A 16,849-nucleotide genomic window follows, 5' to 3' on the forward strand; every position below is an offset into this window, starting at 1 on the left:
GCAAAGGTGATTTTTTATTAAATAAACAATCCAGCGATTGTCGCAGATAAAATAGAAGCAAGTGTTGATGCAAATAGCATTTTCCAACCAAATTTAGAAACAACGCTTCCTTGTTTTTCAGAAAGGGCACGGATTGTACCAACGATTGCACCAATTTGGCTAATACTTGCGAAGCTAATTAAGAATACTGTAACGATTCCAACTGTACGTGGAGCTAATGTTGTAGCTGTGTCTTTTAAATCAAGGATTGCTACAAACTCATTTAAAACAATCTTCGTACCCATAATACCACCAGCTGGGATAATATCTTGAGTTGGAATACCCATTAAGAATGCGAATGGAGAAAGTACGTAACCGAAGATTTGTTGTAAAGTAATGGCATGTCCCATTGCGCCTGAAGCTGCACTAATTACGTAGTTTACAACTTCCATCACACCGATAAAGGCGATCATTAATGCGGCAACGATACCAGCTACTTTTAAACCATCAAGCGCACCGTTAATCATTGCACCGATAAAGCTGTCCCCGAATAGCGTTCTATCAAATTTTTGAATCACTTCATCTTCTTTCTTCGTATCAACTGGTGTTAATAACGAACAAACGATTAAGCTTGAGAATAAATTTAGCGGAAGAGCTGCTAGTACGTATTTTGCATCTAACATCATTACGTATGATGCTGTAACAGAAGCAGAAACGGAGCTCATCGCAGAACAACAAATGATAAACATACGGTTTTTATTGAAATGCTGTAAATCGTTTTTAATAACGATTAACGCTTCACTTGAACCGAAGAATACAGAGTTTACTGCGTGGAATGACTCAACGCGTGGTAAACCAGTGATTTTTGAAATTGCACCGCCGACAACGCGAACGATGAATGGTAAAACACCTAAATAACTAAAGATTGAAAGTAGTGCTGAGAAAAATACGATAATTAATAATACGTTTAAGAAAAAGACAAAATCTCTTTGAATTCCATTAAAGAGAAAATCGACACCTGTCGTACCAAGTTTAATTAGTTTGTTGAAAACTTTACTAATGAAAATAATGATTTGTTGACCAATCTTTGTAGCAAACATAAACCAACCGATTAAAATTTGGAAACCAATCATAATTGCAATTGCACGGAAGTTGATTTTACTTTTGTTGTTTGACAAAGCAAAACATAAACCTAACACGGCAATAATACCGATAATGCTCATTACATATTGCATGTAGTTGCCCCTTTCAGAAGTTCGTATAAAGTTTGTACATAAAACGCTCGTTATATTACTAAAAATAAAGGAATGAGGGTTTATGTCATACGTAAGATGTCTGACCTTTTAGAAAAATAAAAATAAAAAAAGACCCATATGGATTCACTTTCATCTATGAGAGAAAGCTAATCAATATGAGTCCTTTTTTGCGCATAGGCTAATATTCATTAGTTTTCCCCATAGTCCAGCAATTTAAGGTTGCCGGGTAGAAACTCTCGATCCATATTATCAAGTATATATGAGGTAACATCGTCCGTATTAAATTAGTAGTAGCGTAACATTAACAGAGAAGTATCGTCAATAGCTTTTTTTCTTCCAATAGAAAAAGACCATATAAGTATGATAAAATGTAACGCAGTGTTATGAAAAAGAGAGGTCGGAAAATGAGTATTAAAATGACGCCACCAGTTGAGAAAAACGAGTTTATAGATGTAGTATTTGAAGATTTAACACATGATGGTGCCGGTGTTGCGAAAGTAAAGGGCTATCCTATTTTCGTTAAAAACGGATTACCAGGTGAAGAAGCGCAAATTAAAATTATTAAAGTGAAGAAAAACTTCGCATTTGGTCGTTTAATGAAGCTTCATACAGAAAGTCCATATCGTAAAGATGCTGAATGCCCAGTATATAATCAGTGCGGCGGTTGTCAGCTTCAGCACTTAACTTATGAAGGACAATTACAAGCGAAAGAAAAACAAGTACGTGACGTTATGCAACGTATCGGAGGACTAGGTGATGTTCCTGTTCATCCTGTACTTGGCATGAAAAATCCGTGGGTATATCGCAATAAAGCACAAGTACCCATCGGAGAACGTGAAGGCGGACTTGTAGCGGGTTTCTATCGCCAAGGAACGCATGACATCATTAATATGGAATCATGCTTAATTCAGGCAGAAGAAAACGATACATTAATTCAAGAAGTAAAACGTATTTGTGAAAAGCACGGTATCACTGCGTACAACGAAGAGCGTAACAAAGGAACACTTCGTCACGTAATGGCTCGTTATGGACAAGTAACAGGGGAAATTATGCTTGTCTTCATTACACGTACAGCAGAATTGCCGAACAAAAACGCAATCATTGAAGAAATTGCAGCGAAATTCCCAGAAGTAAAATCCATTGTTCAAAACGTAAATACGAAGCGTACGAATGTAATCTTCGGAGATAAAACGACAGTACTGTACGGATCAGAATATATTTATGACTTTATCGGTGACATTAAATTTGCGATTTCAGCACGTTCATTCTATCAAGTAAACCCAGAACAAACGAAAGTGCTATACGATAAAACGTTAGAATACGCAAAATTAAACGGTAACGAAACAGTAATTGATGCCTATTGCGGAATCGGATCAATCTCGTTATTCCTAGCGCAAAAAGCGAAAAAAGTATACGGCGTTGAAATCGTCCCAGAAGCAATTGAAGACGCAAACCGAAATGCAGCACTAAACAACATGACAAACGCTGAATTTGGCGTAGGAGAAGCAGAAGTAGTCATTCCAAAATGGTACAAAGAAGGCGTAATTGCTGACACAATGGTCGTAGACCCACCGCGTAAAGGCTGTGACGAAGCATTACTAAACACAATCATCGACATGAAGCCAAACCGCGTCGTATACGTATCATGTAACCCAGCAACATTAGCACGTGATTTAAAAGTACTAGAAGAAGGCGGATATAAAACACAGGAAGTACAACCTGTTGATATGTTCCCGCATACGACTCATGTGGAGTGTGTGGCTTGGCTTAAGTTAGTATAATAGGAAAGCAGTTGATATAGAAAAAATCTATACCACCTGCTTTTTGGTTTACAAAAATACCATTCATAAGCGATTTTAGTTAAAATAAATATTGCTGATTTTCACAAATTATAAATTTAGATTTTGAAATTGTATTCATAGTGAGAGGATTTGAATTTGAAATGATAGATAATTTTTGGCGTGAATTACCACGACCATTTTTCGTACTTGCACCAATGGAAGATGTGACAGACGTTGTTTTCCGTCACGTAGTAAGTGAAGCTGGTCGTCCGGATGTATTCTTCACAGAGTTTACAAACTCGGATAGCTATTGCCATCCAGAAGGTATGAAAAGTGTACGTGGCCGTTTAATTTTTACAGAAGACGAACAACCGATGGTAGCACATATTTGGGGAGACAATCTCGAATACTTCCGTCAAATGAGTATCGGTATGGCAGAACTAGGATTTAAAGGCATCGATATTAATATGGGTTGCCCAGTACCGAATGTAGCATCAAGAGGGAAAGGTAGTGGCCTTATTCTACGTCCAGACGTTGCAGCAGAACTTATTCAAGCAGCAAAAGCGGGCGGACTACCTGTCAGCGTAAAAACAAGACTTGGCTTTAAAGAGTTAAGCGAGTGGGAAGATTGGTTAACGCACATTTTCAAACAAGATATTGCAAACCTTTCTATTCACTTACGTACAAGAGAAGAAATGAGCCAAGTAGATGCGCATTGGGAACTAATTCCGGAAATTAAAAAATTACGTGACCGTATCGCACCCAATACGTTAATAACAATCAATGGAGACATCCTTGATCGTAAAATGGGGCTGGAACTTGCTGAAAAATACGGCATTGATGGCGTAATGATCGGACGAGGCATCTTCAAAAATCCATTTGCTTTTGAAAAAGAGCCAAGAGAGCATAGCAGCAAAGAACATCTAGATCTTTTAAGACTACAACTTGATCTTCAAGATCAATATGCAGAAGTATTACCACGATCCATAACAGGATTACATCGCTTCTTCAAAATTTATGTGAAGGGCTTCCCAGGAGCTGCTGAATTAAGAAATCAATTGATGAGCACGAAGTCGACGGATGAAGTGCGTGCTTTGTTGGATAAGTTTGAGGATAGTGTTGGTGTGGCTCAGGATAGTGAGACGGTTTAACTTTTAAGCAGTTAAATCATTTCATATGTAGTGCATGACATGAGTGAGTTGAAAATAAGTGCAGAGCTGGAAAAGAACAGTGTATTTGAGAAATCAAAGCACTGTTTTTTTCTTTTAGTTAATGTTAAGAGAGAAATCTTTTTATAGGCATATAAAAAACATGTAAGAGCTCTGTAGATACAATGATAGAGAAAAGTTCGGGTAAGACTATAAAACATATCTTTAAAATGTTAAAGTATTAATTTAGCGGACAATAACTAAAAGGTTAGATTAAACATGATAATTTAAAGCAGGTTATAGCATAAACTTTAACCGCTGAATAAATAATCAACATTTCAGGAGGGAAACCCAATGGCAATGAGCAACAACGATATATTAAAAAGAGTAAGATACGCTTTAGATATAAAAGATATAGATATGGTAGAAATCTTTAAACTAGGTGGCGTAGAAGTAACGAAAGAAGACGTAGTTGATATGCTTACAAAAATAAAGAGAGCGCCTCAGCATGAAGCTGAAAATGATGAGGTAGCTGAAGATGAGTACGTAAAAACATGCGATATGATGATGTTAGAGGCGTTTTTAAATGGATTTATTACCTTAAAAAGAGGGAAGCAAGATCCGAAACCAGGGCAGCCTGCACCTGTACAGAGCAAGGAGAGTGCCAATAACCTTCTTCTAAAGAAAATGAAAATCGCACTATCTTTAACGAGTGAGGATGTACTTGATATATTAGATAGCGTGGGCGTTACGGTAACAAAAGGAGAGTTAGGCGCTCTATTAAGAAAAAAAGGCCATAAAAATTACAAAGAGTGCGGCGATAAATACGCAAGGAATTTCATTAAAGGATTAGCTGTAAAGTATAGAGGATAATGAGTTCGTTAAAGCAGTAAATGATATAATAGGTAGAGTAGGACGTTCGTATCCTACTCTTTTTTATTTGTAAAATAATACGCTAGGTGATGAAATGGTACATACATATTTAGGTGAGACAATTAATTTTCATATAACTTATAAGAAGAAAAAGTCCGTGCGTCTTTTTGTGGATTCGTATGGAAATGTGGAAGTGCAAGCTCCGAAAGGGACACCTGTTGAATACTTAGTCCAGTTGCTAGAGGAGAAGTGGGATTGGATTAAGACAACACGTAAGGAAATGCAGGAGCGAGCGCATGGACCACAGGAAAAGGATTACGATCAAGGAGAAGGCTTTTTGTATTTAGGGAATACGTATCCGATACAGATTTCCCAAGATGTAAGCATTGAGCAAGACAATGCGATTTTTGAAGGGGATAAGTTACATATTTATGTGAAAGAGCTTAAGGATGAGAAAATACAGCAAGCTTTAAAACGATTTTATTATAAGCAGTGTAAAACTTTAGTAGAGAAGAGTATTAAATCGCATCAAAGTAATTTCAAAACAAAACCACGTTCTATTCGTATTACAGATAGTAGTCGTACTTGGGGTACTTGCGATTCGAATTTACAGCTGACATTCAATTGGAAGTTAGCAATGGCACCACAGCGAGTAATTGATTATGTAGTTGTTCATGAAATGTGTCATATGGTTCATTTAAATCATGATCGATCTTTTTGGCGTCTTGTCGGGAAGATAATGCCTGACTATAAGGAAATGGAGAACTGGTTAGCTTTATCTAGTTGGAAGATGACGGTTTAATGTTGCGCTTTGTATAGGTTGCGATTATTGTCAATCTTTGTCGGTAAGTCGATATATTTCGAAAATCGCTGATATATTTGAAGTTGCGCCGATATATTTCGAAAATCGCTGATATATTTGGAGTTGCGCCGATATATTTCGAAAACCGCCGATATATTTGGAGTTGCAATCGATATGTTCAATGAAGAGAAAGTAAAAGGAGATGTCACAGCAGACATCTCCTCTTTTCGAGTATATAGATTATCGTCCAAACTTCACAACAAAATCTTCATCAACTTTCTCCATCTCATACCCACGATATCCATCCGAAAGCAACGCCTGCTGTCCAACAGCATCATTCATTAGAATACTTTGAACATCTGTCCAATCGTTTTCCTTATCTCCGCGCAATTCCTTCACAAAAACATACCGCAGACTACCACCATACTTCTCTTTCAGTGCAGCAATCTCCATCCCTTGCGCAAACTTATCCTTCAAACTCGGAATGTTAAAAGGAGCAACGGTGCAGCATACATAATCATATTTGCTGTCTTCTTTTTGCAATTCGGCCATGATGACCTTTGCTAATATTTTTTGCATACCATTTCCTCGGCAGTTCGGATGAACGTTTGAGATTTCTTGATAGATGACGCGGTGTAGTTCACTTTCTGGCAAACCAATATCAAACCCTAAATGTTCATCGTCGATAGGAGGGACGAGTAGAGCGCGAAATGCGATGAGTTCGTTTTCGATAAAAGCACCGATCATCATGCCGTTTCCTTCTAGAATGTATTGAAATTCTTCTTGTGAGAGTGGTTGTAAACGACTTTTATCTTCTAGTGCTTCAACTACAATGTTTTGTAGTGATAAAATTTGTTCGATGTGCTCTAGTGATAGTAATGTAACGTGAAATGATTCGTTATTTTGTTTTAATGTTCCTTCGTATAGAACCGTCATATGATAGTCCTCCTTTAGCGTACAACATCTTGAAAGACGGTTAGTTCTTGTAGTGTATCTTCATTTATTTCAATGCCGAGTCCGGGCTTTTCGTTTAAGCGAATGAATGGTACATCGTAATGTAAGTTTCCGATGTCTTTCGTGAATTTTAATGGTCCCGTTAGCTCTACGCTCGTAATGATTTTCTTTGAGAAAGCGACATGGAATCCTGCGGAAGAGGCAACAGATGATTCGACCATTGATCCCACTTGGCATTCAATGCCGGCCATTTCAGCTTGATGAGCGAGCTTTACAGCTGGATATATGCCACCGCATTTCATTAGTTTTATATTCACTTTATCAGCAGCTTCTAATTTAATAATTTGGCGCATTTCACGAGAACTTTTTAGTCCTTCATCAATCATAAGCGGGAGGTCTGTCTTAGAACGGATATGAGCCATGGCATCAATATCGTCCGCGATAACAGGTTGTTCAATCCAGTCAATGTTTAAATGTCCTAATGAACGCAGTGCTGTTAATGTGTTTGCGCTATTTTTCCAGCCTTGGTTTACATCAACGCGAATCGCAATGTCATTTCCTACACGTTCTCGTACAGCTTCAATACGTTTCACATCTTCTTTTACATTCGTACCAACTTTCATTTTGAAAGATTGGTAACCTTTTTGAATCATAGAAGCAGCTTCTTCAGCCATATCTTCAGGATCGGCAATACTTAAAACGTGAGTGACAGGGAATTCTTCATGATAGCGCCCGCCAATTAATTGATATACAGGTTGATTTAGTTTTTTGCCCATTATATCAAAACAAGCAATATCAATTGCGGCTTTCGCTGTTGGAACACCGTAAATTGTATTGTCCATCATGTCGTGTATTTTTTCGATATTCATTGGATTTTGTCCGATTAGGGCCGGGGTTAGCGTATGTTTTAAAGTATGGAAAGTACTTTCCCATGATTCACCTGTGACGTGATCATCAGCAACGCCTTCACCGTAACCGATAATACCTTCATCTGTTTCCATTTTGACGATAATAGAGGGCATATCAGAATAAGATCCATAACTAATAACAAACGGATTGCGAAGCGGTAAACGAATTGCGTAAAGATGAATAGCTGTAATTTTCATTGAATAGAAACCCCTTCCTGTTTACAATAGTTTTGTACATTTGATATAGTTGACGTTAAATGGTCGTTAATTAATGATAAGGAGTTAGAGAAAATGATGATAAAAATTGCAGTTGTCGGTTCAAAGGAGTTTATGGAGAACCTTTTTCCTATTGCTCAAAAATTAGAAGGAATAGAAATTGATCCATATATTTACCTTTACCCGACGGAATCTTCTGAACTATTAAAGTGTCTAAAGCCTTGTGATGTCATCTTTTTCTCAGGTGCTTTACCTTATTATATGGCAAAAGAAATAAGAGAACAATTACGAATTCCAAGTACATACTTACAGCAAAACGAGACAATTGTCGCATCTTCAATTCTTTCTATCATGTATCATCAAAGTATTCAACCACATAACATTTCCATCGATTTAGTAGACCGCTCGTTTATTACAAATGTGTTCCATGATATTGGTATAAAAGAAAGCCCGCAAGTGTTGGATTATGAAAATATGCTGTGGAGTAAAGATGAGATAAATAGAGTTATCGATTTTCATGTAGCTAAATATCAATCTGGAGAAGCTCATTTAGCTTTAACTAGTATTCACGCTGTTTACGACGAGCTTCAAAAAATAGGTGTTCCTTCAGAGCGCATGATTGATCCAACACAATCCATTATACATGGGCTAAAAGATGCAAAATAAAAGCTGAGTTAGCAAAAAGCTATTCAGCTACTGTTGGTGCTTGTATTATTTCTTCCTTAGAATTACGAGCGAGTTTGCTTGAAAAACTAGATGTCATTTCAAAAGAACTACGTGGTTCATTTAAACAAGTGGATGAAATGACATGCATTTTGTATACAACTCGTGGTGATATCGAATCAATTATTAAAACAAATGCGATAAATAACTTGTTTGCGAACGTAGAAGGAACGATAGCTATTGGATTTGGTTATGGGAAAACCGTGAAAGAAGCGGAGCAAAATGCAAAAATTGCTCAAAGTTTTGCAAAGAATAATCCAATAGATCGTTGTTTTTATATACTAACAAGTGATAAAGATTTGTTTGGTCCGTTCCCGAAAGAGCAGAGAGTACAAAGTTTGAAAAATGATAATCCGGAACTAATGAAAATAGCGAAGGAAACGAAGCTTAGTCCGGCCAACTTGTCAAAAATCATTCAATTTAGTCAATCGCATCCGTCATTGAAGTTTACAGCAGCTGACCTTTCTGAGTACTTACAAGTGACTCGAAGATCGACAGAAAGGTTGTTAAAGAAATTAGTTGATTACGGGTATGCTCATATTTGTGGCGAGGAAATGCCCTATCAACAAGGGCGACCTCGCGCACTATATGAACTGAATTTACCGCTATTTTTAAGCTTCTAGTTGAGCTTTTTGTTTCTTTAGTAGTTCTGCTTTTTCAATGTCTGATAGTTTTACAATTGTGAAGCCTGTTATGCCATAAATGATTGAGATAATAGGTACGATGAAATTCAAAATAGCATAAGGAGCATATTCAAATGCACCTACGCCAAGTGTTGCGAGAATAAATACACCGCACGTATTCCAAGGAACGAAGACAGAAGTTAATGTTCCACCATCTTCTAATGCTCTGGATAAGTTTTTTGAATGTAGTCCTTTTTCCGTGTATGCATTTGCGTACATTCTTGAAGGGACAACAATTGAAATATATTGTTCAGAGCAAGTAAGGTTTGTTGCAAAACAAGATGCGATAGTAGAAGCGATAAGCCCTTTTGCTGATTTCGCTAACTTTAAAATTTGATTTACAATTGAGCGAAGAATACCTGTATGTTCTAATACTCCTCCGAAAGTCATAGCGACAATTGTCATAGAGACTGTATTCATCATCGAATCTAAGCCACCGCGGTTAAATAGTTCGTCTACTAGCTTGTTTCCAGTGTCTATAACAAATCCAGCTTGGAGTGCACCGACAGATGCTGAGACAGAACCACCTTGAATAAAGACTTGTGATAAAAATCCTAAAATAATACCGACGAGAATCGCTGGTATAGCAGGGACCTTTTTAGCGACCAATACCATAACGACTACGGGTATAATGAGTAGGAAAGGTGAGATAACAAAGTTTTGTTGCAATACTTGTAACGTTTGATCGATGCTCTTCGCATCAATATTGTTAGCGCCGAAGCTTCTTCCTAAGACCGCGTAAACGATAAGAGTAATAATTAAACCTGGAACTGTAGTAAATAACATATGACGAATGTGTGCGAATAAATCTGTATTTGTTAATCCTGCGGCTAAGTTAGTTGTATCTGAAAGCGGTGACATTTTATCGCCAAAATAAGAGCCTGAAATAATGGCACCAGCAACCATTGGAGCTGGGATTCCCATACTTAGGCCAATTCCCATTCCAGCAACACCAATTGTTCCCATTGTAGACCAAGAGCTACCAATTGCTAATGCAACGATAGAACAAATGACGGTAATGGAAACTAAAAATAGTGATGGAGTTAAAAGTTTTAAACCGTAATAAATCATCGTTGCGACGATTCCACCGCCAATCCAAGCACCAATTGTTAAGCCGACAAGAATAATAATGACGATAGCAGGTAATGCAAGACGAATCCCTTTATACATTGCTTCTTCAAGATCATTCCATTTGTAACCGTAACGCCAAGCGACAATAGAAGCAACGGTTGTACCGATAATAAGTGGAACGTGAGGGGTTTGTTTTAATACAACAATTGTAACCATCATAACTGCAACGGTAATGATAATAGGGATAATCGCTATTCCAAAAGGTATTTCTTTTTTCATAAAGTTCCTCCTTGTTACGTATGTTTGTTTGTATTTTTAGAATTGTCGTAAAATAGACGTTTATTAGGTTATGATAACTAAAAGTTTATGTAAGCGTCAACATAAAAAACAGAAAATAAAGAATGTTCTAGTTGTTTGTTTAGTTTGTAATATAAGTGCAGAGTAAGGTTTTTAAGTATTTAAAAATAAACAATTGACTTTTTTCTTAAAATTCAATATGTTCATAAAAACATCTGTTTTTCATAAGTATAATTAACCCGAATCGTTTGTAATGTGGGAAGGAGACTGGAACGTTGAAAACATTAGAACTACAAGAGCGCTTAACGGAGATTTTTCAGCATTTACACGAAAACCCTGAAGTAAGTTGGAAAGAATATGAAACGACAGCGTATATTACTGACTTTTTAAAAGAAGAAGGAATTTCATATAGAACATTTGATGATTGTCCAGGTGTAATTGCTGAGATTGGAGGCGGGAATCCAGTTATTGCGATTCGTGCTGATATGGATGCACTTTGGCAAGAAGTAAATGGAGAATTTAAAGCGAACCATTCATGTGGCCATGATGCTCATATGACCATTGTAATGGGACTTATTTTACAATTGAAAAATATGAGATGGAAAAGTGGTACGGTTAGATTTATTTTTCAGCCGGCAGAAGAGAAGGGGAATGGTGCTTTAAAGATGGTGGAGAAAGGTGCTGTAGATGATGCTGATTTCTTATTTGGCGTCCATCTAAGACCAATTGAAGAACTATCTTTGAAACAAGCAGCTCCATCTATTCGTCATGGAGCAGCAGGATTTTTAGAGGGTATGATTCATGGGGAGGATGCACACGGGGCAAGACCACACCAAGGTGTGAATGCAATTGATGTCATTTCCATGATTAATATCGGTTTGAAAAATATTTGGCTGCCACCGCAAAGTTCTTATTCAGTAAAAATGACGAGATGCCAAGCTGGTGGTGATAATTTAAATATTATTCCGGGAAATGGTCATTTCAGTTTAGATGTAAGAGCAGAGAGTAATATACTATTAGAAGAATTAAAGAAAAAGATTGAGCATGTAATAGAATCAGCTGCATCGATGGGGTCGAAAACTTCATACGAATGGATGGATCTTGCACCAGGAGCAGAGGTTTCCGAAGAAGCAGAGCGCTTTATGCGTAAAGGTATTCTCGAAGTGTATGGGGAAGAGAGATGCACAGGGCCTCTCTATACGACAGGAAGCGATGATTTCCATTACTATACAGTGAAAAGACCACATTTAAAAGCTGTCATGCTTGGACTAGGAGCAGACCTACAACCTGGATTACACCATCCGTATATGAGGTTTGATCATAGTTGTATTATGGATGGGGTAGAAATATTGAAACAAACTGTATTGAAAGTGTTAGAAGACAGGGGCTAAAGAGCTCCTGTTTTTTTGTCGTGAATTGTCGGTAAATCGATATATTTGAAAAATCGTTGATATATTTGAAGTTACGATAGATATACTAAGAAAATCGTTAATATAATTGCACATATCTATTAATTTGATGAAAAATGAGCCTCCAGTACATGGTGTATAATAATAAGTACCATTTTTTAATAGGAGAAAACGAATGAACGAACAATATTACGATGCAGTTTTACATATAAAAACAGTCGGTGAGCAAAAAGGATTTAACAAATCTATGCATTATCACCGTTATGAACCGACGCCGTATAGCGGATTAGATGAGTTACTGAATCAATATGAAATAAAAAGTAGTGACCGAATTGTAGACTTTGGGTGCGGAAAAGGGCGATTAAACTTTTATATGCATCATAAATGTGGGGCTTCAGCAGTTGGAATTGAAATGAATGAAGAGTTTTATAAAGAAGCGATCGATAATCGAGATCGTTATGCCCGAAAGGCACGAAACAGTAAGGGGAAAATTCAATTCCAATGTTGTTTAGCGCAGGAATATGAGATTGATCCACATGATAATAGGTTTTATTTCTTTAATCCGTTTTCTGTGCAAGTGTTTATGAATGTAGTAAATAACATTTTGTTTTCAGTAGAAAACACGGGGAGAGAAGTGGATATTATTTTATATTATCCTTCTGAGGACTATATTTTCTTCTTAGAAAATCAGACTGCGTTTGAGCTGAAGAAAGAAGTTAGATTGCCAGGTGCTTATGAGAAGAATGGGAATGAGAGGTTTTTAGTTTATACATTAGGGTAATAAAAACAGGTGCCAAGGCACCTGTTTTTATTAGTTACGGATTAAGTAATCAAATGCACCTAAAGCTGCGTTTGCACCTGAACCCATAGAGATGATGATTTGTTTGTACGGATTATTTGTACAGTCACCTGCAGCAAACACTCCTGGTACGTTTGTAGCGCCGTGCTTGTCTGTTACGATTTCACCGCGAACGCGTTCAACTGTTTCGCCTAACCAGTCTGTGTTTGGCACAAGACCGATTTGTACGAATACACCTTGTAATTCAACGTGATGAACTTCTTCAGTTTCACGATCGATGTAAGAAATACCATTTACTTTATCAGTACCAGTGATTTCTTTCGTTTGAACGTTTTTCAGAACAGTTACGTTTGGTAAGCTGTTAAGACGCTCTTGCAATACAGCATCAGCTTTTAATTCTGGCATGAATTCAAGAACAGTTACGTGCTTAACGATACCTGCTAAGTCGATAGCTGCTTCAATACCAGAGTTACCTCCGCCGATAACTGCTACGTCTTTTCCAGTGAATAATGGACCGTCACAGTGTGGGCAATATGCTACACCTTTATTTTTGAACTCAGCTTCACCTGGTACGCCAACATTACGCCAGCGAGCACCTGTAGAAACGATTACGCTCTTACTTTTCAGAATAGCGCCGTTTTCAAGTTCCACTTCAATAAGTTCTTTTTTCTCTAAACGTTTCGCACGTTGTAGATTCATTACATCGATGTCGTATTCTTTTACGTGTTCTTCAAGGCTTGCTACTAGCTTAGGACCTTCAGTCTTTTTTACGCTGATGAAGTTCTCAATGCCCATAGTATCCATTACTTGACCACCGAAGCGCTCAGCAACGATACCAGTGCGGATGCTTTTACGTGCTGCGTAAATTGCTGCACTTGCACCAGCAGGGCCGCCACCAACAACAAGAACATCGTATGGATCTTTATCAGAAAGCTCTGATGCATCTGGACCGTTACCCATTTTAGCTAAAATTTCTTCAAGTGTCATACGACCGCTTCCGAAAGATTCGCCGTTTAGGTAAACAGTTGGTACTGCCATGATGTCTTTGCTTTCTACTTCCTCTTTGAATGCAGCGCCATCAATCATAGTATGTGTAATACCAGGGTTAAGAACGCTCATTACGTTAAGAGCTTGTACAACATCAGGACAGTTATGACAACTTAGGCTGATATAAGATTCAAAATGATATTCGCCTTGAATGTTTTTAATTTGATCGATTAATTTTTGTTCAACTTTTGGAGCGCGTCCACTTACTTGTAGTAAAGCTAACACTAATGATGTAAATTCGTGTCCTAATGGAATACCAGCGAATACGACACCAGTGTCTTCACCAGGGCGGTTTACGCTAAAGCTTGGTGTTCTCTCTAATTCAACTTTTTCTACTGTAATCTTAGATGACATAGTAGCTAATTCGTCTACTAGAGCTAACATATCTTTAGATACGTTATCGTCTCCTGCGCTTACCTTAAGTAAAATATCGTTCTCCATTAATTGAAGGTATTGGGATAGTTGTGTTTTTATATCTGCATCTAGTATCATTTTGATCGAACTCCTTAGATTTTGCCTACAAGGTCAAGGCTTGGTTTAAGTGTTGCAGAACCCTCTTGCCATTTAGCTGGGCAAACTTCACCTGGGTTGTTACGTACGTATTGAGCAGCTTTAATTTTGTTAACAAGAATGCTTGCGTCACGGCCGATACCGTCAGCATTGATTTCCATAGATTGGATAACGCCGTCTGGATCGATGATGAATGTACCACGAGCAGCAAGACCTTCTTCTTCCATTAAAACGTTGAAGTTTGTAGTGATTGTGCGAGTTGGGTCACCAATCATGATGTACTCGATTTTGCCGATAGTTTCTGAGCTATCATGCCATGCTTTGTGAGTGAAGTGAGTGTCTGTAGATACAGAGTATACTTCAACGCCTAAGTCTTTTAGAGTTGCGTATTGGTTTTGTAAGTCTTCAAGTTCAGTTGGGCAAACGAATGTGAAGTCAGCTGGGTAGAAACAAACTACACTCCATTTTCCTTTTAAACTTTCGTCAGTAACTTGGATAAATTCTCCATTATGGTAAGCATTAGCTTTAAACGGTTTTACTTCTGTGCCGATTAATAACATGTTAAAATTCCTCCTAAATGTTGGTTTTGAGCATCAAAAAATAGTGTGCTCATAAAATATATTTTTTAATTAACTATAATAATTCTAATTCGATATTAATTATCATATAGAAGTGGTTATTTTGTCAAGAGAATAAACCAACTTTATACCAATTTAATTAATATTTATTCTCAATTAAGGCTAACAGGGAATGGAAAGGTAACTTTAAGTCTATAAATTTTCAATGATTGTTTGAAAGAGTAGTGTGTATGTTAGAAATATGGTGTAAGTGTAAATTCTTAGGAAGGAAATATTTCTTAGAAGTTATGTATTTGAAAAGGAACTGCTTATTTCTATTTTACAAAGAATTGTGCGATAAATAAAATAAAATGAATCGAAATCTTTTTGAACAATTTTTGTCATCTCAAATATATAATTAGGAAGTATATATTTGAGATGATAGTTAGAAACATTGACTCAAAGTGCTAACAAGATATAATAAAACCTAGATATACCTTTCAAAAAGAAGAATACATATTTATAGGATGAAAAAATTCAACCTATTATTTTTTATAGCTTTTGGAAAACGCTTACAATTGGTGTGGAGGGGAAACCATGTCTAAGTTCACAAAGTATTTTTTAATGGAAGCTAGCGATGTGATTGCATATGTGAAAGAGAAATTATCTAAGTTTGAACATGCAAAGGGGCTAAAGTGTAAAGAAATAGGTGATGGCAATTTAAATTATGTGTTCCGCGTTTGGGATGAAAAAGAGAACATGTCTGTCATCGTAAAGCAAGCTGGGGATACAGCTCGCATTTCAGATGAGTTTAAGTTATCGACGAATCGTATTCGTATAGAATCAGATGTTTTGCAATTAGAGCATGAGTTAGCACCTGGACTTGTTCCTAAGGTGTATTTATTTGATAGTGTGATGAACTGTTGCGTAATGGAAGATTTATCGAATCACACAATATTACGTACAGCACTTATAAATCATCAAATATTTCCGCAGCTTGCTGACGACTTAACTACTTTTATGGTAAATACACTTTTATTAACATCTGATGTTGTAATGAATCATAAAGAGAAGAAGGAACTTGTGCAGAATTATATAAATCCTGAATTATGTGAGATTACAGAGGACCTCGTATATTCAGAACCATTTACAAATCATAATAAGCGTAATGAGTTATTTCCTTTAAATGAGGGATGGATTAGGGAGCATATTTATAGTGATAAAGAGCTTCGTATGGAAGTAGCGAAACGTAAATTTTCTTTTATGACGAATGCACAGGCATTGCTTCATGGTGATTTACATACTGGTTCTGTTTTTGTAAGAGATGATTCTACAAAGGTTATTGATCCTGAGTTTGCTTTTTATGGACCTATGGGATATGACGTCGGGAATGTAATGGCGAATTTAATGTTTGCTTGGGTGAATGCAGATGCAACGATGCTACCTGGAGCTGAGAAAGATACGTATATGGATTGGTTACAAACTACGATGGTAGAGGTAATTGATTTATTTAAGAAGAAGTTTTTAGATGCTTGGGATATTTATGTGACCGAGATTATGGCGAAGGAAGAAGGCTTTAACGAAGCCTATTTACAATCTGTATTAGAGGATACAGCTGCAGTGACAGGTCTTGAATTAATCCGCCGTATTGTTGGATTAGCGAAAGTAAAAGATATTACTTGTATTGAGAATGAGGAAGCACGTGCTAGAGCGGAGCGAATTTGTCTTCAAGTAGCGAAGAGTTTTATTTTACGAGCGAATCAATATAGAACGGGTACAAGTTTTGTAGCAACGTTAAAAGAACAGTCAATGCACTACGCGGAGTAAGGGGAGAAT

The 16,849-nt window shown here is 37.1% G+C and carries 13 protein-coding genes, 1 pseudogene and 1 riboswitch; of the genes and pseudogenes, 8 read left to right on the top strand and 6 right to left on the bottom strand.

Annotated elements, in window-relative coordinates:
• Positions 1–17: 17 nt before the first annotated feature.
• Positions 18–1,214 (bottom strand): NupC/NupG family nucleoside CNT transporter, encoded by a 1,197-nt coding sequence (locus tag MR169_RS03950; RefSeq protein ID WP_044795616.1) that lies wholly within the window; start codon positions 1,212–1,214, stop codon positions 18–20.
• Positions 1,215–1,416: 202 nt separating this feature from the next.
• Positions 1,417–1,518: riboswitch (purine riboswitch) on the bottom strand.
• A gap of 121 nt (positions 1,519–1,639) precedes the next feature.
• On the opposite strand from MR169_RS03950, the gene rlmD reads away from it, so the two are divergent.
• The 4 genes from rlmD to MR169_RS03970 all read left to right on the top strand — a co-directional run bounded on the left by rlmD (position 1,640) and on the right by MR169_RS03970 (position 5,839).
• Positions 1,640–3,016 carry a 23S rRNA (uracil(1939)-C(5))-methyltransferase RlmD gene (rlmD, locus tag MR169_RS03955; protein ID WP_044795617.1) on the top strand — a complete coding sequence of 459 codons (1,377 nt, stop codon included), beginning with the start codon at positions 1,640–1,642 and terminating at the stop codon, positions 3,014–3,016.
• 161 nt (positions 3,017–3,177) lie between these two features.
• On the top strand, positions 3,178–4,167 hold the full coding sequence (locus MR169_RS03960) for a tRNA dihydrouridine synthase (protein ID WP_242318928.1): 990 nt from the start codon (positions 3,178–3,180) through the stop codon (positions 4,165–4,167).
• Positions 4,168–4,518: 351 nt separating this feature from the next.
• Positions 4,519–5,037, top strand: coding sequence for a YehS family protein (locus MR169_RS03965; protein WP_001251717.1), 519 nt, complete (start codon positions 4,519–4,521; stop codon positions 5,035–5,037).
• A gap of 94 nt (positions 5,038–5,131) precedes the next feature.
• Entirely contained in the window at positions 5,132–5,839 is a 708-nt protein-coding gene (locus MR169_RS03970) for a M48 family metallopeptidase (RefSeq protein ID WP_144575837.1), read from the top strand.
• A 240-nt stretch (positions 5,840–6,079) separates the two neighbouring features.
• Here the strand turns inward: MR169_RS03970 and MR169_RS03975 are convergent, their stop codons facing one another.
• Positions 6,080–6,775 (bottom strand): GNAT family N-acetyltransferase, encoded by a 696-nt coding sequence (locus MR169_RS03975; RefSeq protein WP_242318930.1) that lies wholly within the window; start codon positions 6,773–6,775, stop codon positions 6,080–6,082.
• Between the two features lie 14 nt (positions 6,776–6,789).
• The gene (locus MR169_RS03980) at positions 6,790–7,899 is read right to left on the bottom strand and encodes a mandelate racemase/muconate lactonizing enzyme family protein (protein ID WP_016117088.1); all 1,110 of its coding nucleotides are present in this window, start codon (positions 7,897–7,899) and stop codon (positions 6,790–6,792) included.
• A gap of 93 nt (positions 7,900–7,992) precedes the next feature.
• On the opposite strand from MR169_RS03980, the pseudogene MR169_RS03985 reads away from it, so the two are divergent.
• Positions 7,993–9,263: pseudogene (locus MR169_RS03985) on the top strand (transcriptional regulator).
• On the opposite strand, the gene nhaC reads toward MR169_RS03985, so the two are convergent.
• Complete coding sequence (gene nhaC, locus MR169_RS03990) at positions 9,252–10,673, bottom strand: Na+/H+ antiporter NhaC (protein ID WP_000711525.1); 1,422 nt, start codon at positions 10,671–10,673, stop codon at positions 9,252–9,254. The pseudogene MR169_RS03985 and the gene nhaC overlap by 12 nt on opposite strands.
• Before the next feature lie 293 nt (positions 10,674–10,966).
• Here nhaC and MR169_RS03995 point away from each other — a divergent pair, with 293 nt between their 5' ends.
• A complete protein-coding gene (locus tag MR169_RS03995) occupies positions 10,967–12,082 on the top strand; it encodes a M20 peptidase aminoacylase family protein (RefSeq protein ID WP_000853516.1) in 1,116 nt (371 codons plus the stop codon).
• A gap of 193 nt (positions 12,083–12,275) precedes the next feature.
• On the top strand, positions 12,276–12,881 hold the full coding sequence (locus tag MR169_RS04000) for an SAM-dependent methyltransferase (protein ID WP_044584081.1): 606 nt from the start codon (positions 12,276–12,278) through the stop codon (positions 12,879–12,881).
• Between the two features lie 30 nt (positions 12,882–12,911).
• Here MR169_RS04000 and ahpF read toward each other — a convergent pair whose 3' ends face one another.
• A complete protein-coding gene (gene ahpF / locus MR169_RS04005; RefSeq protein WP_242318931.1) occupies positions 12,912–14,438 on the bottom strand; it encodes an alkyl hydroperoxide reductase subunit F in 1,527 nt (508 codons plus the stop codon).
• A 14-nt stretch (positions 14,439–14,452) separates the two neighbouring features.
• Positions 14,453–15,016, bottom strand: coding sequence for an alkyl hydroperoxide reductase subunit C (ahpC, locus tag MR169_RS04010; protein WP_000924420.1), 564 nt, complete (start codon positions 15,014–15,016; stop codon positions 14,453–14,455).
• 594 nt (positions 15,017–15,610) lie between these two features.
• Here ahpC and mtnK point away from each other — a divergent pair.
• Positions 15,611–16,840: an S-methyl-5-thioribose kinase gene (gene mtnK / locus MR169_RS04015; protein ID WP_242318932.1), complete on the top strand. Its 1,230-nt coding sequence runs from the start codon at positions 15,611–15,613 to the stop codon at positions 16,838–16,840.
• The last annotated feature ends 9 nt before the right edge of the window (positions 16,841–16,849 follow it).

Source organism: Bacillus cereus group sp. BfR-BA-01349 (assembly GCF_022663795.1).
Classification (GTDB): domain Bacteria; phylum Bacillota; class Bacilli; order Bacillales; family Bacillaceae_G; genus Bacillus_A; species Bacillus_A cereus.